The organism is Rahnella sp. CG8, assembly GCF_023701875.1.
In the GTDB taxonomy this organism is placed as follows: domain Bacteria; phylum Pseudomonadota; class Gammaproteobacteria; order Enterobacterales; family Enterobacteriaceae; genus Rahnella; species Rahnella aceris.
The window spans coordinates 25897-45898 of record NZ_JABAED010000012.1 but is presented as its reverse complement, the minus strand read 5'-3'; the positions used below and the strand labels follow the sequence as shown (position 1 = coordinate 45898).

The window sequence follows — 20002 nt, the reverse complement described above, 5'->3', positions numbered from 1 at the left end:
TTTAATGGGTCTGGGCGCGGGTTTGATAAACCGGGTTATGAAAAGGCGCTAAAGCCAGCACCAGTGCCTGATGATAAACGCTGGTGCGGTTCAGTTTCCCGGCGGTAAAAATGCCGATGGCGCCGCCTTTACGCTTCACCTCTGCGATACCCGTCAGTTTTTCCATCTCATCCCCCAATTCACTGCCCTGGTTGATCCCCTGTAAAATGATTTCAGGTAACATTAAACTGGCTGAACGTGATTCGCCGCGCTGGTGCATATTCTCAATCACCATCCAGGCGAATGTCATATTGTCTTCGATACCCGCTTCCACGCCGACCCAGAAGTCTGCTTCGGGACGAACCTGACGCGCACCGATTACACGATGGCGTGCCCCGGTACGGGTTTCATTACTGCCAATAGGTTGATTTGGAACACCACTGTCGACATCAACGCCTTCAATGCGAAATGCCTCAGCGCCGAAAATGTCTTCAAAAGCCATGGCGATAGCTTTGATTTTTGCCGGGTTAGTGGTTGCAGCGACAACATGATACATAGAGTTTTAGCATCCTTTAGCAAATTTCACGCAGTATAACGGAAAACACTCATGTTACAGGTATATCTCGTCCGTCATGGCGAAACAGAATGGAACGCCGCCCGCCGTATTCAGGGGCAGTCAGACAGCCCGCTGACGGCTAAAGGTCTTTACCAGGCCCGTCAGGTTGCTGAGCGCGTGCGTAAAGAAGGGATCACTCACGTTATCACCAGTGATTTAGGACGTACCCGCCACACGGCGCAGATTATCGCTGATGCCTGCGGGTGTGAAGTGATCAATGAGCCACGTTTGCGCGAACTGCACATGGGCGTGCTGGAAGAACGTATTCTGGATGGTCTGACGGAGCAGGAAGAAATATGGCGTAAGCAGATGGTTGATGGTTCACCCAAAGGGCGCATCCCCGAAGGTGAAACGATGACTGAACTGGCCGTGCGTATGCGTGCCGCGCTCGACAGCTGTCTGGATTTACCGGCGGGAAGCAAGCCGCTGCTGGTCAGCCACGGTATTGCGCTGGGCTGTCTGATCAGTACGATCCTTGGCTTGCCTGCCTATGCGGAACGCCGTCTGCGTCTGCGTAACTGTTCGCTGTCGCGTGTTGATCACCAGCAAAGCGCCTGGCTGGCAAATGGATGGATTGTGGAAACGGCGGGCGATGTCTCACATCTTGATCTGCCCGCGTTAGACGAGTTGCAACGCTAACGCCAGAAGGCGTTAGCGGCGGATTGGGATCAGGTAATCACACTGTATTTCGGTTGGCGCAGTGCCGGGGGCATGGCCATTCGTGTAAAAGCGTTCGATATCCTGTCCCTTTCTGCGGGTCAGTTTCAATGTTGGCAGACAGGTGCTGTACAACGTCAGAATAAATTCCTGCAAACGTTCCGGCGTGCCATTGTAGTGGAACATGGCATATTCACCGTGCTGCAACACAATAGGCTGACCTTCAACGTTTTCCGGCAGGTGCTGAGCTTCCAGCGCTGTCGTGTACAATACTTCCTGCTCGTCATCTTTCTCCTGGCTTGGACGTGAATGGTGCAGGCCATAAAGAATGGGCGGCAGCGTTTTCGCTTCCCCAATATATTGACGCCAGAAGTGACGACGCATCTCGTTGCGGTACGTGGTGATTTGCTCCAGCGTACATGAATAGCTTTGCGTCATGCCGATCAGATGCTGTTCTGGTAATGAGACATACTCCGGTTGCGGCAGAATGAATGCACCCAGTCGGATAGGCGGGCAAATACCAAACGAATGCCAGTCTTCAGCACGACGATACAATGCCGGCGTTTGTGCGAATTGTTTTTTGAAAGCCCGGGTAAACGTTTGTTGGGAGTCAAAACGGTACTGAAGGGCGATATCTAATATCGGGCGACTGGTGAGACGCAAAGCGACAGCCGCTTTCGACAGGCGGCGGGCACGAATATAAGCACCAATGGCATTATTCGTGACGTCTTTAAACATGCGCTGCAGGTGCCACTTGGAATAGCCGGCCTTGGCTGCGACATTGTCGAGTGACAAGGGCTGGTCTAAATGGGTTTCTAACCAGCTAAGAAGGTCACGAATGATTCCTGCTTGATCCATAGATCGTCCTCGTTGAACTAAGATAAATGCACAGAATGATGGGCGGCATAATAGCAACTTTTTCCCGATAAGACTGCTTAAGATTTTTTTGGCTATCTGTGCTATTTACAGGTGTTACAGAGTATTTCATTCCGAAAGTGTGAATGCACGCTTTCTGATTGTGGTTTCTTTAGAAAACAACGTCATGCTGATGACGTGGAGTAACTTAATGAATAAATGTTGGATTTTTGTATTTGGGATGTTTATTTTTTGTTCTGGAGCAGCGCGTGCAGAGCAAGTGGGATCAGTGGATACCGTCTTCAAATTATTCGGTCCGGACCATAAAATTGTGGTCGAGGCCTTTGATGATCCTGATATTAAAAATGTAACTTGTTATATCAGTCGTGCAAAAACCGGCGGCATCAAGGGCGGATTAGGTCTGGCCGAAGATACATCGGATGCGGCGATTTCCTGTCAGCAGGTAGGACCTATCGAGCTCAGCGATAAGATTAAGCAGGGCAAAGACAAAGGCACTGTAGTTTTCCAGAAACGTACCTCTCTGGTGTTTAAAAAGCTGCAGGTGGTGCGTTTTTATGATGAAAAACGTAATGCGCTTATCTACCTGAGTTATTCCGATAAAGTCGTGGACGGTTCACCTAAAAATGCCCTCAGCGCGGTGCCGATCATTCCGTGGGGACATGCTGAGCCTTGAGTTTCACCAAGGGATCCAAATCAAAAGGCCAGCTTTCGCTGGCCTTTACGTTTTATCACATCGACTGCAGAGCGGTTGGCAACCTTCTGTATCAGTCTTCCAGATCACCGCAGAAACGGTAACCTTCACCATGGATAGTGGCGATGATTTCCGGCGTATCCGGAGTCGCTTCGAAATGCTTACGGATGCGACGGATAGTCACGTCAACAGTACGGTCATGAGGTTTCAGCTCACGGCCGGTCATTTTCTTCAGCAAATCGCCACGGGTTTGGATTTTGCCCGGGTTTTCACAAAAATGCAGCATGGCGCGGAATTCACTGCGCGGTAACTTATACTGTTCGCCCTGCGGGCTTATCAGCGAACGGCTGTTGATATCGAGTTCCCAGCCATTGAATTTGTAGCTTTCAACCAGACGACGTTCTTCACCGGTAGTACCCAGGTTCATCGTGCGGGACAGCAGATTGCGTGCGCGGATGGTCAGTTCGCGCGGGTTGAATGGCTTGGTGATATAGTCATCAGCGCCGATTTCCAGACCCAAAATTTTATCAACTTCGTTGTCGCGGCCGGTCAGGAACATCAAAGCAACGCTGGCTTGTTCACGCAGTTCGCGTGCCAGCAGCAGGCCATTTTTGCCTGGCAGGTTGATGTCCATGATAACCAGATTGATATCATTTTCGGACAGAATGTGGTGCATTTCAGCGCCATCATTGGCTTCATGCACCATGTAGCCTTCTGCTTCAAAAATGCTCTTTAACGTATTACGTGTCACTAACTCGTCTTCGACGATCAGAATGTGAGGGGTCTGCATGATTGCTACCTAAGATTGCCAACAAATAGAAAATAGGAGTACAGAAGTCCTTGATATCCCAATGAATTTCGATGCCTTATTGGCCATCTCACTCGTTACATGACTAAAGTACGTAAATGCGTTCTCGATGCAATTTCCATCAACGGCAACAACATCGCAAGCTCGGTCAGGGATTCCACTTTCTGCAGTTCCACGGGGTCCTAAAGCGGCGCATATCCTAACCCTATTAACAGCAATATAACAGCGAGTGTCGAAATTACCACCCAACAAAATTACGGTTTGTTGACATATATCAAGTTCAATTGTAGCACGGTAACAGAACAGTGAAAAACACTTACAAGAATGCACGTTTGAGTCACATTTCGGCCTTTATTGTACACGATTCAGCTAATCCTCAGGAAACCCAAGATAAATGCAAAATCTGTATGTATCATTATTATATATCCATATGAAAAATAATGACTAATTTTTTAAGGGAACGTGCTTAACCCTGCCAGCAGCTTTTTTACCTCCCGGTTAAGCTTTTCCGATAAAATAAAGGAATATATCAAGTCGACTGTTAAGTTCTTGTGAAGAATATAAACGATGAATAGGTCTGAAACAGGATAAAATTTCATCGCTGAAATACAGGCGGCAAATTCTTTTTCCTTCCTGCAAAGGCGTCATATGCAACTTCATATTATTTTAGTGTCACCGGCTCGCCCGGAAAATGTCGGTGCGGCAGCCCGCGCAATGAAAACCATGGGCTTTGCTTCCTTGCGTATTGTGGACAGCGAGGCACATCTCAAGCCGGAAGCCGGTTGGGTGGCACATGGTTCGCAGGACATCCTGCAAAATGCTCTGCATTTCAGCACACTGGCAGAAGCTCTGGCTGATATTGATTTTACTGTCGCGACGACGGCCCGCAGCCGGGCTAAATTTCACTATTACTGCACGCCTCAGGAGTTGCAGGTGCAGCTTGAAGAGAAAAGCCAGTGGGTGAATCACGCTGCGCTGGTATTTGGCCGTGAGGATTCCGGGCTGACCAATGAAGAGCTGGAACTGGCTGATGTGCTGACCGGCGTTCCGATGGTGGCGGATTACCCGTCGCTGAATCTGGGGCAGGCCGTGATGGTATTCTGTTATCAGTTATCGTCTCTCAATCAGGTGACCTCAGTGAAACCTGAAAATGCCGAAGCGGGACAGTTGTCGGCATTGCGTGCACGGGTCGGGCGATTACTGGAAAATGTCGGGGCAGAAGATGACCAGAAATTGTCCGACTGGCTGCATCAGCGTCTCGGTCTTTTGCAGCAGCGCGATGCGGCAATGCTGCATACTTTGCTACATGACATCGAAAAAAAACTGACCCAATGATGTGAGGGGAATCCTTACCGCTACAGTTCGATATCCGGTGCGGTGATAGCAGAGTTATCGATCGTACTGGAAATGCTTTTAAAGGCAGATAATTATCCATTTCATTCTGTCCGTGATTAACCTGCCGAAAATAGAAAAAAATTGACTTATTGTGCCTTATGCTTTAGCTAATAGAGGCAGACAGAGTACAAACCTAAAGACAGACAGAAAATAAAAATGCGAATCATCAGCCTGAACACAACAATTATTACCACCACCGATACCACAGGTAACGGGGCGGGCTGACGCGTACAGGAAAAAGAAAAAAAGCCCGCACCTAACCAGTGCGGGCTTTTTTTTTACATTTAAACGAGAGCTTCAGGAGAGAACCAGAAATGCGAGTGTTGAAATTTGGCGGGACCTCGGTAGCAAACGCAGAACGCTTCTTGCGGGTTGCGGACATTATGGAAAGCAATGCACGTCAGGGACAGGTCGCGACGGTATTATCCGCGCCTGCCAAAATCACCAACTATCTGGTTGCTATGATTGAACGAACTGTCGCAGGGCAGGACATTCAGACCATCATGAGTGATGCGGAAAACATTTTTGGTCAGCTGATAACCGGCCTGGCGGCCGCGCAACCGGGTTTTGATTTGCCGAAAGTGAAAGCGTTTGTCGATCACGAATTCGCTCAGCTTAAACAACTGATGCACGGTATTGCCCTGCTGGGACAATGCCCGGACAGTGTAAATGCCTCCATCATCTGTCGTGGTGAAAAGCTCTCTATCGCTATTATGGAAGCGGTGTTCCTGGCCAAAGGTTTTGGCGTCACCGTCATTAACCCGGTCGAAAAACTGCTCGCGCAGGGGCATTACCTTGAATCGACTGTGGACATCAACGAATCCACCCGGCGTATCGCCGCCAGCGCTATTCCAGCCGATCACATCGTGCTGATGGCCGGTTTCACTGCCGGTAACGAGCAGGGCGAACTGGTGGTGCTCGGACGTAATGGTTCCGATTATTCAGCCGCCGTGCTGGCTGCCTGTTTACGTGCCGACTGTTGTGAGATCTGGACTGACGTCGACGGTGTGTATACTTGCGATCCGCGCATCGTGCCGGACGCCCGCTTACTGAAATCCATGTCATATCAGGAAGCGATGGAGCTGTCGTACTTTGGTGCGAAAGTGCTTCATCCGCGTACCATCCTGCCGATTGCCCAGTTCCAGATCCCTTGCCTGATCAAAAACACCACCAACCCGCAGGCGCCAGGCACGCTGATTGGCAGCGAAAGCCTCGGCGATAATACGCCGGTGAAAGGCATCACTAATCTGAACAACATGGCGATGATCAACGTTTCCGGTCCGGGTATGAAAGGGATGATCGGCATGGCGGCGCGCGTGTTTGCGGTGATGTCCCGTTCAGGCATTTCGGTGGTGCTGATCACCCAGTCTTCTTCTGAATACAGCATCAGTTTCTGTGTGCCGCAAAGCGAACTGGAACGCGCCCGTAAAGCGCTGGAAGACGAGTTCTATCTGGAGCTGAAAGACGGTCTGCTTGAGCCGCTGGATGTGATGGAGAAGCTGGCGGTTATTTCTGTCGTCGGCGACGGCATGCGTACCCTGCGCGGTATCTCGGCGAAATTCTTCTCGGCACTGGCGCGCGCCAATATCAATATCGTGGCGATTGCGCAGGGGTCGTCTGAACGTTCTATCTCGGTGGTCGTCAATAACGACGATGCGACCACCGGTGTGCGCGTAAGCCACCAGATGCTGTTCAACACTGATCAGGTTATCGAAGTCTTCCTGATCGGCGTAGGCGGCGTGGGCGGGGCGTTGATTGAACAGATCCGCCGTCAACAAGCGTGGCTGAAAACCAAACATATTGATCTGCGCGTTTGCGGCATCGCCAACTCCCGCGCATTGCTGACTAACGTTCACGGCATTGCGCTGGAAACCTGGCGTGATGAACTGGGTGCCGCGAAAGAGCCGCTGAATCTGGGACGTCTGATCCGTCTGGTGAAAGAATACCACCTGCTGAATCCGGTGATTGTTGACTGTACTTCCAGTCAGGAAGTGGCTGATCAATACGCCGATTTCCTTGCCGACGGTTTCCACGTCGTAACGCCGAACAAAAAGGCCAATACTTCTTCCATGAATTACTACCATCAGTTGCGTAAAGCGGCGGATGGTTCACGCCGTAAATTCCTCTATGACACCAACGTCGGCGCGGGTTTACCGGTCATCGAAAACCTGCAAAACCTGCTGAATGCCGGTGATGAGCTGATGCGTTTCTCCGGCATCCTCTCCGGCTCGCTGTCCTTCATCTTCGGTAAGCTGGATGAAGGCATGTCGTTATCTGCTGCAACATTGCAGGCGAAAGAGATGGGCTATACCGAACCGGATCCGCGTGATGATCTGTCCGGTATGGACGTTGCCCGTAAATTGCTGATCCTGGCGCGTGAAGCCGGTTACAAACTGGAGCTGACGGATATTGACGTGGAATCCGTTCTGCCGCCGTCCTTCAATAGCGAAGGCACTGTGAATGAATTTGTGGCGCGTCTGCCGGAACTGGATGCCGAATTTGCCAGGCGTGTTGCGGATGCCACCGCCGCAGGTAAAGTATTGCGTTATGTCGGTGCTATCGAAGACGGACAATGCAAAGTAAAAATCGATGCCGTCGATGGTAATGACCCGCTTTATAAAGTAAAAAATGGGGAGAATGCGCTGGCGTTTTACAGCCGCTATTATCAGCCGTTGCCGTTGGTTCTGCGTGGCTACGGTGCCGGTAATGATGTGACGGCGGCAGGTGTGTTTGCCGATCTTTTGAGAACGCTGTCATGGAAGTTAGGAGTTTAATATGGTTAAGGTGTATGCCCCGGCTTCAATCGGGAACGTCAGCGTAGGCTTCGATGTTCTGGGCGCGGCCGTGTCTCCGGTGGATGGCACGCTGCTGGGCGACTGTGTTTCCGTTGAGGCGGCCACAGTGTTCAGTCTGAAAAACGAAGGCAAGTTTGTGTCTAAACTGCCGGATCGCATGGAAGACAATATCGTTTATCAGTGCTGGCAGCGTTTCTGTCAGGAAATCGGCAAAGAAGTGCCGGTGGCGATGACGCTGGAAAAAAACATGCCGATCGGCTCAGGTCTGGGCTCCAGCGCCTGTTCGGTGGTCGCCGGTCTGATGGCGATGAATGAGTTTTGCGGTAAGCCGCTGAATGAAAACCAGATGCTGTTGCTGATGGGCGAGCTGGAAGGGCGGATTTCCGGTAGCGTACATTTCGATAATGTGGCGCCATGCTATTTAGGCGGCATTCAGCTGATGCTGGAAGAACTCGATATCATCAGCCAGGACGTGCCAGGCTTTGATGACTGGCTGTGGGTGATGGCGTATCCGGGGATTAAAGTCTCGACGGCCGAGGCGCGTGCCATTTTACCTGCGCAGTATCGCCGTCAGGATTGCATCAGCCACGGACGTTATCTGGCGGGCTTTATTCATGCCTGCCACACTCAGCAACCTGCGCTGGCCGCAAAACTGATGAAAGATGTGATTGCTGAACCTTACCGCACCCGTCTGCTGCCGGGCTTTGCCGAAGCCCGCAGCGCCGCAGAAGAAATTGGTGCGCTGGCTTGCGGGATTTCCGGTTCCGGCCCGACGTTGTTCGCGGTGTGCAACGACAGTGCGACAGCGAAACGTATGGCTGACTGGTTGCAGACGCATTATCTGCAAAATGACGAAGGCTTTGTTCATATTTGTCGTCTTGATACCGCGGGCGCGCGGGTATTGGGATAACTCGATAATTTATTGGGATAACTAATGAAACTGTACAACCTGAAGGATCACAACGAGCAGGTCAGCTTTGCTCAGGCCGTCAAACAAGGTCTTGGAAAACAGCAGGGATTATTCTTCCCGCTGGAATTGCCTGAGTTTGAACTGACCGAAATTGATCGCTTGCTGGAACTGGATTTCGTCACCCGCAGCAGCCGAATTCTTTCTGCTTTCATCGGCGATGAAATTCCGGAAGAAGAATTATATCAGCGTGTAAAAAATGCGTTTGCCTTCCCGGCACCCGTTGCCAAAGTAGAAGACGACATTGCCTGTCTGGAACTGTTCCACGGCCCGACCCTGGCCTTTAAAGATTTCGGTGGCCGCTTCATGGCGCAGATCCTGACTCAGGTATCTGGCGATCAGCCGGTGACTATTCTGACCGCGACCTCCGGTGATACCGGTGCGGCAGTGGCACATGCGTTCCACGGTCTGAAAAATGTTCGTGTGGTGATTCTGTATCCGCGCGGCAAAATCAGCCCGTTGCAGGAAAAACTGTTCTGTACGCTTGGCGGAAATATTCATACCGTCGCTATCGACGGCGACTTTGATGCCTGTCAGGCGCTGGTGAAACAGGCGTTTGATGATGAAGAACTGAAACACGCGCTGAAACTGAACTCAGCTAACTCCATCAATATCAGCCGACTGCTGGCGCAGATTTGCTACTACTTTGAAGCGGTTGCCCAACTGCCTCAGGAAGCGCGCAATCAGCTGGTGGTTTCCGTACCAAGCGGTAACTTCGGTGATCTGACAGCCGGTCTGCTGGCGAAATCCCTCGGCCTGCCGGTGAAACGCTTTATTGCGGCGACCAACGCCAATGATACGGTGCCGCGTTTCCTGTCTAACGGCGAGTGGGAACCGAAGAAAACCGTTGCCACTCTGTCGAACGCTATGGATGTCAGCCAGCCAAACAACTGGCCGCGTGTGGAAGAGTTGTATCGTCGTAAAACCTGGCAGCTGAAAGATCTGGGCTTCGGTGCGGTCAGCGATGACACCACCGAAGACGCGATGCGCGAGCTGGCCAATATCGGTTATATCTCTGAACCTCACGCGGCAATTGCTTACCGTGTACTGCGTGACCAGCTGCAACCGGGCGAGTTCGGCCTGTTCATCGGTACTGCACATCCGGCAAAATTCAAGGAAAGCGTGGAAGCGATTCTGGATCAGGACATCGGTTTACCGAAAGAACTGGCGGATCGCGCTGACCTGCCATTGTTGTCGCATAATCTTCCGGCTGATTTCAGCGAGATGCGTGCATTCCTGATGGCGCTGCCTGAATAAAGATTGTGTTTCAGACAGGCAAAAGCCCTCTTCGTGAGGGCTTTTTTGTATCCGCAGATCAGGTCAATCAGCGCTCAGGACGGGTAAACACCAGTTCATTGCCCTGCGAACGTGATTCATCAAATTCATAACCTTCCAGATTGAAATCCTGAAGCTGTTTCGGCTTATCCAGACGCTCTTTAATAATAAAGCGGCTCATCAGGCCACGCGCTTTTTTGGCGTAGAAGCTGATGACTTTGTATTTGCCGTTCTTCTCGTCGAGGAATACCGGCTTGATGATTTCGCCATCCAGCAGTTTGGGTTTCACCGCTTTGAAGTATTCATCAGACGCCAGATTCACCAGCACTTTGCTTTTTTGTTCACTGAGCAGTTGGTTGAGTTTTTCGGTCAGCAAATCTCCCCAGAAGGCATACAGATTCGCGCCCTGGGGATTTTCCAGACGGATACCCATTTCCAGACGGTAAGGCATCATCAGATCCAGCGGACGCAGCAGGCCGTATAAACCTGACAACATCCGCAGATGTTTCTGTGCAAAATCAAAATCCTTCTCACTGAAATCTTCTGCCTGCAGACCGGTATACACATCGCCTTTAAAGGCCAGCAAGGCCTGACGGGCGTTATCCGGCGTGAAATCTGGCTGCCAGTCATTAAAACGTTCGGCGTTCAGATGGGCCAGTTTGTCGCTGATCCCCATCAGTGAAGAAATCTGCGCAGGAGACATTTTACGCGCCACGGTGATCAGCTGGCTGGATTTATCCAGCAGCTCCGGTTGGGTATAGCGCGTTGTCGCAAGCGGGCTTTCGTAATCGAGCGTTTTAGCAGGTGAAATAATGGTCAGCATAGTCTCGTCCGTTGGTCAGTGACGGTTCACATTCAGGATTTTTGTTGCCTTACTGTAGCAAAAAAGTCACTGCGATGGAGGCATGATATCGATAGGTAAAAGCGCAGGAAATCAGCGCGGAGGCATTTTTTTATCCCAGACGCCGGGCTGGAGCTGACCGCGTAATTCAGGGTAGTGATCAGGATTAAACACCGGCGTTTTCCCCATCCGTCGCTGGCGTTCATAATCTTTCACCACGCTGACCGCGATGCCCGAAAGCAGCAACAGTGCGGTGAGATTGAGTATTGCCATCAGCGCCATGACGATATCGGCCAGTTTCCACAGGACTTGTAATTCCATCAGGCATCCGCAGAACACCATGCTGATGACCATCAACCGGAAAATCAGTAATTTAACGGGCGAAGAACCGTGAAAGAAATTCAGATTGTTTTCGGCATAGGCATAGTTTCCGGCAATCGACGTGAACGCAAAAGAGAAGACCAGAATGGCCAGAACCACATGGCTCCAGCCTGCGGTTACCGGCATAATCGATTGCTGTATCAGCCGGATGCCAACCGGGGCGTCAGGTTGATCAAGGGCTCCTGACGTCAGGATGATCAGCGCGGTTGCGGTACAAATCACCATGGTATCGATGAAGACGGCAAACATCTGACTGAACCCCACCATGGCCGGGTGGCTTACGCCCGCCATCGCCGCTGCATTGGGTGAAGAGCCGACACCGGCTTCGCTGGCAAAGGCGCCGCGTTGCATGCCCTGCGTAATGGCCTGTGTCACGCCATACGCCAGTGCGCCGGAAGCGGCCTGCTGTAAGCCGAAGGCGCTTTTGAATACCAGCGCCAGCACCTGTGGCAACTTTTCAATGTGATGACCAATAACCCAGATGGCCAGCAACAAGTAGGCGAAGGCCATCAGCGGTACAAGCCATTTCGAAAGCCAGGTGATTGCGCGTATACCGCCAAAAATCAGTATCGCGACCAGCACGGATAAAATGCAGGCGGTGGACAGCGCCGGTACATGCAGAAGATGGAAAGAAGCCTGAGCAATGGAATTGGCCTGTAAGGCGCTGAAAATAAAGCCGCAGGAAATCACCATCAGCAAGGAAAACAAGATACCCATCCAGCGCATTCCAAGCCCTTTTTCCATGTAATCAGCCGGCCCGCCGCGAAATTTTTCATGGGCTACATTGCCTTTGTAAATCTGCGCCAGCGTGTTTTCTATCATTGCCGTCGCCATGTTGAAAACTGCAATAATCCACATCCAGAAAATAGCGCCAGGGCCGCCGAGCGTAATGGCGATGGCGACACCGGTGAGATTACCGGTACCAATACGCGATGCAAGGCTGAGACACAGCGTCCGCCACGGGGAAATACCTCGTGTGATGTGTTTTCGCTTATAAAGAGTGGGGGAGAAAAGGTGGCCAAAGTGACGAAACTGAATGAAACCAAGACGGAACGTAAGGTAAATGCCGGTGCCGCATAGCAGGTAAATCAGGATTGAACTCCAGAGAATAGTATCGAAAAAATCCAGCAGGTCGTTCATAAATTGTCCTTGGTTGATTTGCCCTTCATCATTTTTATTTGTTTGCTTGCGGGCAATGACCACTTTGGGTGGCTAACATACCTGTTTTATCGAACGGGTAACATGTGCATTTTGGCTAATTTTGTGTGTTTTGGAAGGTGAGAAATCCATAGATGTTCGTAGCCGAGCATGCCGTGATATGCGCCTTGCGCCTGGCTTTTTGCATGTTATCATCAGCCAAAGGCAAGGCATGAAAATGCCTATACGAAAACGTCCAAACGATGAGATATGCCAAAATGACCGATAAACTGACTTCCCTACGCCAAATGACTCAGGTTGTTGCTGACACCGGAGATATCGCGGCAATGAAGTTGTACCAGCCGCAGGATGCGACCACGAACCCGTCACTGATCCTCAGCGCTGCGCAAATTCCTGAATACCGTAAACTGATCGACGAAGCAATCGCCTGGGCACGTGACCAGAGCAGCGATCACGACCAGCAGATTACTGATGCCGCTGACAAACTGGCAGTAAACATCGGTCTGGAAATTCTGAAACTGGTTCCGGGCCGCATTTCAACAGAAGTTGATGCCCGTCTGTCTTACGACACTGACGCGAGCGTGGCCAAAGCCAAACGCCTGATCAAACTGTATAACGATGCGGGCATCACCAACGACCGTATCCTGATCAAACTGGCTTCTACCTGGCAGGGCATCCGCGCTGCAGAGAAACTGGAAAAAGAAGGCATCAACTGTAACCTGACCCTTCTGTTCTCCTTCGCTCAGGCGCGTGCTTGTGCTGAAGCGGGCGTGTTCCTGATTTCTCCGTTCGTTGGTCGTATCCTTGACTGGTACAAAGCCAATGGTGACAAAAAAGAGTTTGCACCGCATGAAGATCCGGGCGTTGTGTCCGTAACCGAAATCTACGAATACTACAAACAACACGGCTACGAAACTGTCGTGATGGGCGCAAGCTTCCGTAACATCGGTGAAATCATCGAACTGGCTGGCTGTGACCGTCTGACCATCGCCCCTGCACTGCTGAAAGAACTGGCAGAAAGCGAAGGCCCGCTGGAACGTAAACTGTCCTTCTCCGGCGAAACCAAGCCACGTCCTGCGCCACTGACTGAATCTCAGTTCTACTGGGAGCACAACCAGGATCCAATGGCGATCGATAAACTGGCTGACGGCATCCGTAAGTTTGCAATCGACCAGGGTAAACTGGAAAAAATGATTTCTGACCTGCTGTAATCAGCATTCAGTTCCAGCATAAAGCGGCTAATCAGCCGCTTTTTTTGTGCCTGCGATAAAACCACCGGCCGGTTACCGATATACTGAGTGCTGTGACTACGAAGAAAAATGCTGTGGAGAAATAGCATGGATACATTACGGATTGGTCTGGTATCAGTGTCGGACCGCGCCTCAAGCGGTGTTTATCAGGACAAAGGTATTCCGGCACTGGAAGAATGGCTGGAAAAAGCGCTTATTACGCCTTTTAAGCTGGAGAAAAAGCTGATCCCGGACGAGCAGCCTTTGATTGAACAGGCTATCAGTGAACTGGTTGATGAAAGCGGCTGCCATCTGGTGTTAACCACCGGGGGAACCGGGCCTGCGCGCCGGGATGTCACACCGGATGCCACGCTGGCTGTTGCCGATCGTGAAATGCCCGGTTTCGGCGAACAGATGCGTCAGATCAGCCTGCACTTTGTACCGACGGCAATTTTGTCACGTCAGGTTGGGGTGATCCGCAAACAGGCTTTAATCCTGAATTTACCTGGCCAGCCGAAATCTATTCAGGAAACGCTGGAAGGACTGAAAGATGCCGACGGTAAAGTGATTGTTTCCGGCATTTTTGCCAGTGTGCCCTATTGCATCCAGTTGCTCGACGGACCTTACGTTGAGACGCATGATGAGGTGGTAGCAGCTTTCCGTCCGAAAAGTGCCCGCCGCGAGATAAAAAACTGAATACAGTTCCTTTTTGAAATTTAGCGACGTTAAGCGTCAGACACCACTGGTGTGAAAAATATTTGCCGCTATAGTAAGGATTACTTTACATAAGGTGGCAAAACCTTTTTCCATTTTTTACTCTGGTGTCTGACGGTATCCTATGCAACACACACAATCGCGCCGGTTGAACCGGCAGGACTTCAAAACGCTTTCCCTGGCGGCACTGGGTGGCGCCCTCGAATTCTACGATTTCATCATTTTCGTCTTTTTCGCTGCGGTAATTGGCGATCTCTTCTTCCCGGCCAATATGCCCGACTGGCTGCGTCAGGTTCAGACTTTTGGTATTTTCGCTGCCGGTTATCTGGCGCGCCCGTTGGGCGGTATCATCATGGCGCACTTCGGTGATTTGGTTGGCCGTAAGCGCATGTTCAGCCTGAGTATTTTATTAATGGCTTTACCGACACTGGCAATGGGGCTGTTGCCAACCTACGCCTCGATTGGCATGGCAGCACCGCTGTTGCTGCTGCTGATGCGTCTGTTACAGGGCGCGGCGATCGGCGGCGAAGTGCCGGGCGCGTGGGTGTTTGTCGCTGAACATGTGCCACGTAACCGCATTGGTTTCGCCTGCGGCACCCTCACCGCCGGTTTAACGTTGGGGATTCTGCTGGGTTCTCTGGTGGCAACTTTACTGAACACCAGCTTGACGCCAGCGACCATCAGTCAGTACGGCTGGCGTATTCCGTTTTTCATCGGCGGCATTTTTGGTCTGATCGCGATGTATCTGCGCCGATGGTTACAGGAAACGCCTGTCTTTATGGAAATGAAAGCGCATAAGGCGCTGGCGGAAGAATTGCCGTTGAAATCTGTCGTGGCCAATCATAAAAAAGAAATCGTGGTATCGATGCTGATGACCTGGCTGTTATCCGCCGGTATCGTGGTGGTGATCCTGATGACGCCAACCTGGTTGCAGAAGCAATTCGGCATTCCGGCGGCAGCCGCATTACAAGCCAACTGTCTGGCTACAGTAGCGCTGATGTTTGGATGCATTATCTCGGGAAGCATTGTTGATCGCCTCGGTGCCAGCAAAACCTTTATTTTCGGCAGTCTCTTCCTCGGGATTTGCAGCTGGTCTTTCTATCACATGGTCGCGGCTGATGCCTCGGTGCTGATGGGCATGTATGCGCTGGCGGGGTTGAGCGTAGGTGTGGTCGGCGCAGTACCTTATGTGATAGTGCGGGCCTTCCCGGCGGAAGTGCGTTTTACCGGCATCTCTTTCTCATACAACATGGCCTACGCGATTTTCGGCGGCCTGACTCCGGTCTTCGTCACGCTGATTATGCGTCTGACGCCGATGGCTCCGGCTTATTATGTGCTGGCCTTGTCGGTGATTGGCTTGCTGACCGGTATTTACCTTAGCCGCGATTTGAACAGCGAAACGATCCGTACAGAGAAATTTGCCGAAGGCGCAACTTCCGGCCAGTGATTTCTTTTATGCATAAAAAAACCCTGCATCGCAGGGCTTTTTGCGTCTGGCTGAGGGGGCTTATGCCACAATCGCGTCAACCTGGGGAGCGTGGTTTTTCGGCTCACCGACCGGCAAAACGGTACGGCCATATTGCTCGTTCAGCACTTCGGCCATCGCCAGATAAATCGCGCTGGCGCCACAGAAGATCCCTTCGAAACCGGCAAAATGCAGTACCGCCGTGTTTCCGGTCATATTACCGAAGCACAACAGCGCGAACAGAATAACCAGACTGCCGAAAACGATCTGTAAACCACGGTTTGCTTTCAGGGTGCCAAAGAACATGAATAAGGTGAACACGCCCCAGATGCCGAGGTAAGCGCCAAGGAAGCTTTCGCTGCTGGCTTCAGCCATGCCCATGCGCGGCAGCATCAGGATGCCAACCAGGCTTAACCAGAATGCGCCATAAGAAGTGAATGCGGTCGTGCCGAACGTATTCCCTTTTTTAAATTCCATCATCCCGGCAAGAATCTGAATCAAACCACCATAAAAAATCCCCATACTGACAATCACTGCTGTCAGGGGAAAAAAGCCTGCATTGTGTAAATTCAATAAGATAGTGGTCATACCAAATCCCATCAACCCGAGCGGGCCTGGATTTGCCAACGTTTTGCTGTGCATAGATCCTCTGTATCGGAATTATTATTAATTGATAATCGGGGGAAGAAACGCTTGGGAAATGAGTAAAAAACCCACATATCTTTAGAAGCGCGCGGCATCATAAGGAGGGTTGCGTCAGCAAACATTGATCTGGCGTAACAGCAATTGAAGATTTTTTTTCACTTTGCCCCTTGATGCTGAGCTGCATGGCCCCATCTTATTCCCAACCGCAGTTGTTACCGTCGGGAAATCCGTTAAATGGGGCTGTTGAAATCGAAAAGATCGGCCACATATACAGTAGCAACCTGAACGAATATGAATTTAAGTGGAGACGTTTTAGATGGGTAAAATTATTGGGATCGACCTGGGCACCACCAACTCTTGTGTAGCTATCATGGATGGCACGACTGCTCGTGTACTGGAGAATGCTGAAGGCGACCGCACCACTCCTTCCATCATCGCTTATGCGGCAGATGGCGAGACTCTGGTAGGTTCTCCGGCTAAACGTCAGGCTGTGACTAACCCGCAGAACACCCTGTTCGCGATCAAGCGCCTGATTGGCCGTCGCTTCCAGGATGAAGAAGTACAACGTGATAAAGGCATCATGCCTTACCAGATCGTAAGCGCTGACAATGGCGACGCCTGGATCGACGTTAAAGGTCAGAAAATCGCACCTCCGCAGATCTCTGCAGAAGTGTTGAAGAAAATGAAGAAAACCGCTGAAGATTATCTGGGTGAACCTGTAACTGAAGCTGTTATCACCGTACCTGCTTACTTCAACGATGCCCAGCGTCAGGCAACGAAAGACGCTGGCCGTATCGCAGGTCTGGAAGTCAAACGTATCATCAACGAACCGACTGCTGCGGCACTGGCTTATGGTCTGGATCGTGAAATCGGCAACCGTACTATCGCGGTATACGACCTCGGTGGTGGTACTTTCGATATCTCTATTATCGAAATTGATGAAGTTGACGGCGAAAAAACCTTTGAAGTACTGGCGACCAACGGTGACACTCACCTTGGTGGTGAAGACTTCGACAGCCGTATGATCAACTATCTGGTTGAAGAATTTAAGAAAGAGCAAGGCATGGATCTGCGTAACGATCCACTGGCGATGCAACGTCTGAAAGAAGCCGCTGAAAAAGCGAAGATCGAATTGTCTTCTGCTCAGCAAACTGACGTGAACCTGCCGTACATCACTGCTGATGCGTCAGGTCCAAAACACATGAACATCAAAGTGACCCGTGCAAAACTGGAATCTTTGGTTGAGGACCTGGTTAACCGTTCTATCGAACCACTGAAAGTGGCGCTGAAAGACGCAGGCCTGTCAGTTTCTGACATTCAGGACGTTATCCTGGTGGGTGGTCAGACCCGTATGCCAATGGTTCAGAAGAAAGTTGCTGATTTCTTCGGTAAAGAACCACGTAAAGACGTGAACCCGGATGAAGCTGTGGCAATCGGTGCAGCAGTTCAGGGTGGTGTCCTGGCAGGTGACGTGAAAGACGTTCTGCTGCTGGATGTGACTCCGTTGTCTCTGGGTATCGAAACCATGGGCAGCGTGATGACTCCGCTTATCACTAAAAACACCACCATCCCGACCAAACACAGTCAGGTGTTCTCTACTGCGGAAGACAACCAGTCTGCAGTCACCATCCATGTGTTGCAGGGTGAACGTAAGCGTTCAAGTGATAACAAATCTCTGGGTCAATTCAACCTGGACGGTATTCAGGCAGCACCACGCGGTCAGGCTCAGATCGAAGTCACCTTCGACCTTGATGCCGATGGTATCCTGCACGTGTCTGCGAAAGACAAAAATACCGGCCGTGAGCAGAAGATCACCATCAAGGCATCTTCTGGTCTGAGCGAAGAAGAAATCCAGAAAATGGTTAACGATGCTGAAGCCAATGCTGAATCTGACCGTAAGTTTGAAGAACTGGTTCAGACCCGCAATCAGGCGGACCATCTGATCCACGGTACCCGTAAGCAACTGGAAGAAGCCGGCGACAAACTGCCAGCTGAAGACAAAACCGCAGTAGAAGAAGCCCTGAAAGCACTGGAAGTGTCTGCTAAAGGTGAAGATAAGGCTGATATCGAAGCGAAAATCCAGGCGCTGGTACAGGTTTCCGGCAAACTGATGGAAATGGCTCAGCAACAAGGTCAGGCTGAAGGCGGCGATACCAGCGCGCAGAAAGATGACGACGTTGTTGACGCTGAATTCGAAGAAGTTAAAGACAAAAAATAATCGCCCTTAAGCGGGCACAGTAAGAAGCTTTACTGATAACCAGCACGGGCGTCGAGGAAACTCTACGCCCGTGCACGCATGTTGAGGGTAGGTTAAAGCATGGCGAAGCAAGATTATTATGAGATTTTAGGCGTATCCAAAACAGCGGATGAGCGTGAAATCAAAAAGGCTTATAAGCGTCTGGCGATGAAACATCACCCTGACCGAAATCAGGGCGATAAAGAATCTGAAAGCAAATTCAAAGAAATTAAAGAAGCTTATGAAATTCTGACCGATGCGCAAAAGCGTGCGGCCTACGACCAGTATGGTCATGCAGCCTTTGAACAAGGTGGCATGGGCGGTGGTGGTGGCTACGGCGGCGGCGGTGCAGATTTCAGCGACATCTTTGGTGACGTCTTTGGCGACATCTTTGGCGGCGGTCGCCGTCAGCGTGCCAGCCGGGGCTCAGACCTGCGTTACAACATGGATCTGACTCTGGAAGAGGCCGTTCGTGGTGTCACCAAAGAAATCCGCATCCCGACACTGGATGAATGTGACGTTTGCCACGGCAGCGGCGCGAAAGCGGGTAGCTCTCCGACCACCTGTCCGACCTGTCATGGTGCAGGTCAGGTTCAGATGCGTCAGGGCTTCTTCACAGTCCAGCAGGCGTGTCCGACCTGTCAGGGTCGCGGTAAAGTGATTAAAGATCCGTGCACCAAATGTCATGGTCATGGTCGCGTAGAACGTTCAAAAACGCTGTCAGTGAAGATTCCTGCGGGTGTGGATACCGGAGACCGTATTCGTCTGGAGGGTGAAGGCGAAGCCGGTGAGCATGGTGCTCCGTCAGGTGATCTGTACGTTCAGGTTCAGGTTAAAGCGCATAAAATCTTTGAGCGCGAAGGTAATAACCTGTACTGCGAAGTGCCAATCAATTTTGCCATGGCAGCACTGGGTGGCGAAATTGAAGTGCCAACGCTTGATGGCCGCGTGAGCCTGAAAATTCCTGCTGAAACGCAAACGGGCAAAATGTTCCGTATGCGCGGGCGCGGTGTGAAATCTGTCCGTGGTGGCGTTCAGGGCGACCTGATGTGCCGGGTGGTAGTGGAAACTCCGGTCAGCCTGAACGAGAAGCAGAAGCAGTTGCTGCGTGATCTGGAAGAAAGCTTTGGTGGCGTTTCGGGTGAGAAAAACAGCCCGCGCTCTAAAAGCTTCCTGGACGGCGTGAAAAAGTTCTTTGATGATCTGACCCGCTAAGCTTTCGCTAAATCGAGCGACGGAAAGCCAGATAACATCCCCGGCAGCGGTTGACGCGC

18 protein-coding genes and 1 other annotated feature are annotated in these 20002 nt (G+C 51.2%); of the genes, 12 read left to right on the top strand and 6 right to left on the bottom strand.

Annotation, left to right across the window (positions count from 1 at the left end; all coding sequences use genetic code 11):
- Position 1: 1 nt before the first annotated feature.
- On the bottom strand, positions 2-535 hold the full coding sequence (gene yjjX / locus HGO41_RS13090; protein ID WP_013577083.1) for an inosine/xanthosine triphosphatase: 534 nt from the start codon (positions 533-535) through the stop codon (positions 2-4).
- Positions 536-586: 51 nt separating this feature from the next.
- Here yjjX and gpmB point away from each other — a divergent pair, with 51 nt between their 5' ends.
- Positions 587-1234 (top strand): 2,3-diphosphoglycerate-dependent phosphoglycerate mutase GpmB, encoded by a 648-nt coding sequence (gene gpmB / locus HGO41_RS13085; RefSeq protein WP_013577082.1) that lies wholly within the window; start codon positions 587-589, stop codon positions 1232-1234.
- A 12-nt stretch (positions 1235-1246) separates the two neighbouring features.
- Here gpmB and robA read toward each other — a convergent pair whose 3' ends face one another.
- Entirely contained in the window at positions 1247-2110 is an 864-nt protein-coding gene (robA, locus tag HGO41_RS13080; protein ID WP_013577081.1) for an MDR efflux pump AcrAB transcriptional activator RobA, read from the bottom strand.
- Between the two features lie 208 nt (positions 2111-2318).
- On the opposite strand from robA, the gene creA reads away from it, so the two are divergent.
- Positions 2319-2801: a protein CreA gene (gene creA, locus HGO41_RS13075; RefSeq protein ID WP_013577080.1), complete on the top strand. Its 483-nt coding sequence runs from the start codon at positions 2319-2321 to the stop codon at positions 2799-2801.
- A 91-nt stretch (positions 2802-2892) separates the two neighbouring features.
- On the opposite strand, the gene arcA is transcribed toward creA, so the two are convergent.
- Positions 2893-3609 carry a two-component system response regulator ArcA gene (gene arcA, locus HGO41_RS13070; protein ID WP_013577079.1) on the bottom strand — a complete coding sequence of 239 codons (717 nt, stop codon included), beginning with the start codon at positions 3607-3609 and terminating at the stop codon, positions 2893-2895.
- A gap of 666 nt (positions 3610-4275) precedes the next feature.
- Here arcA and HGO41_RS13060 point away from each other — a divergent pair.
- The 5 genes from HGO41_RS13060 (at position 4276) to thrC (ending at position 10041) form a co-directional block, all read left to right on the top strand.
- Positions 4276-4962, top strand: a complete 687-nt coding sequence (locus HGO41_RS13060; RefSeq protein ID WP_013577078.1) for a tRNA/rRNA methyltransferase — start codon at positions 4276-4278, stop codon at positions 4960-4962.
- Between the two features lie 216 nt (positions 4963-5178).
- Positions 5179-5247, top strand: coding sequence for a thr operon leader peptide (thrL, locus tag HGO41_RS13055; protein WP_071823645.1), 69 nt, complete (start codon positions 5179-5181; stop codon positions 5245-5247).
- Positions 5186-5302, top strand: a sequence feature (Thr leader region). (Overlaps the previous gene by 62 nt.)
- Positions 5303-5336: 34 nt before the next feature.
- The gene (gene thrA / locus HGO41_RS13050) at positions 5337-7796 is read left to right on the top strand and encodes a bifunctional aspartate kinase/homoserine dehydrogenase I (protein WP_013577077.1); all 2460 of its coding nucleotides are present in this window, start codon (positions 5337-5339) and stop codon (positions 7794-7796) included.
- 1 nt (position 7797) lies between these two features.
- Complete coding sequence (gene thrB, locus HGO41_RS13045) at positions 7798-8727, top strand: homoserine kinase (RefSeq protein WP_037033471.1); 930 nt, start codon at positions 7798-7800, stop codon at positions 8725-8727.
- 24 nt (positions 8728-8751) lie between these two features.
- Entirely contained in the window at positions 8752-10041 is a 1290-nt protein-coding gene (gene thrC / locus HGO41_RS13040; RefSeq protein ID WP_013577075.1) for a threonine synthase, read from the top strand.
- Between the two features lie 67 nt (positions 10042-10108).
- Here thrC and yaaA read toward each other — a convergent pair whose 3' ends face one another.
- Positions 10109-10882, bottom strand: coding sequence for a peroxide stress protein YaaA (gene yaaA, locus HGO41_RS13035; protein WP_112197254.1), 774 nt, complete (start codon positions 10880-10882; stop codon positions 10109-10111).
- Positions 10883-10993: 111 nt separating this feature from the next.
- Positions 10994-12421, bottom strand: a complete 1428-nt coding sequence (locus HGO41_RS13030; RefSeq protein ID WP_013577073.1) for an alanine/glycine:cation symporter family protein — start codon at positions 12419-12421, stop codon at positions 10994-10996.
- A 275-nt stretch (positions 12422-12696) separates the two neighbouring features.
- Here HGO41_RS13030 and tal point away from each other — a divergent pair, with 275 nt between their 5' ends.
- The 3 genes from tal to HGO41_RS13015 all read left to right on the top strand — a co-directional run bounded on the left by tal (position 12697) and on the right by HGO41_RS13015 (position 15829).
- Entirely contained in the window at positions 12697-13650 is a 954-nt protein-coding gene (tal, locus tag HGO41_RS13025; protein ID WP_013577072.1) for a transaldolase, read from the top strand.
- Positions 13651-13776: 126 nt separating this feature from the next.
- Entirely contained in the window at positions 13777-14364 is a 588-nt protein-coding gene (gene mog / locus HGO41_RS13020; RefSeq protein WP_013577071.1) for a molybdopterin adenylyltransferase, read from the top strand.
- Positions 14365-14506: 142 nt separating this feature from the next.
- A complete protein-coding gene (locus HGO41_RS13015; RefSeq protein ID WP_166860811.1) occupies positions 14507-15829 on the top strand; it encodes an MFS transporter in 1323 nt (440 codons plus the stop codon).
- Between the two features lie 60 nt (positions 15830-15889).
- Here HGO41_RS13015 and satP read toward each other — a convergent pair whose 3' ends face one another.
- Positions 15890-16489, bottom strand: coding sequence for an acetate uptake transporter (gene satP / locus HGO41_RS13010; protein WP_250981092.1), 600 nt, complete (start codon positions 16487-16489; stop codon positions 15890-15892).
- Positions 16490-16808: 319 nt separating this feature from the next.
- Here satP and dnaK point away from each other — a divergent pair, with 319 nt between their 5' ends.
- Together dnaK and dnaJ are read left to right on the top strand one after the other, a co-directional pair.
- Positions 16809-18710, top strand: a complete 1902-nt coding sequence (gene dnaK, locus HGO41_RS13005) for a molecular chaperone DnaK (protein WP_013577068.1) — start codon at positions 16809-16811, stop codon at positions 18708-18710.
- Positions 18711-18809: 99 nt separating this feature from the next.
- On the top strand, positions 18810-19943 hold the full coding sequence (gene dnaJ, locus HGO41_RS13000) for a molecular chaperone DnaJ (RefSeq protein ID WP_013577067.1): 1134 nt from the start codon (positions 18810-18812) through the stop codon (positions 19941-19943).
- Positions 19944-20002 lie beyond the last annotated feature (59 nt).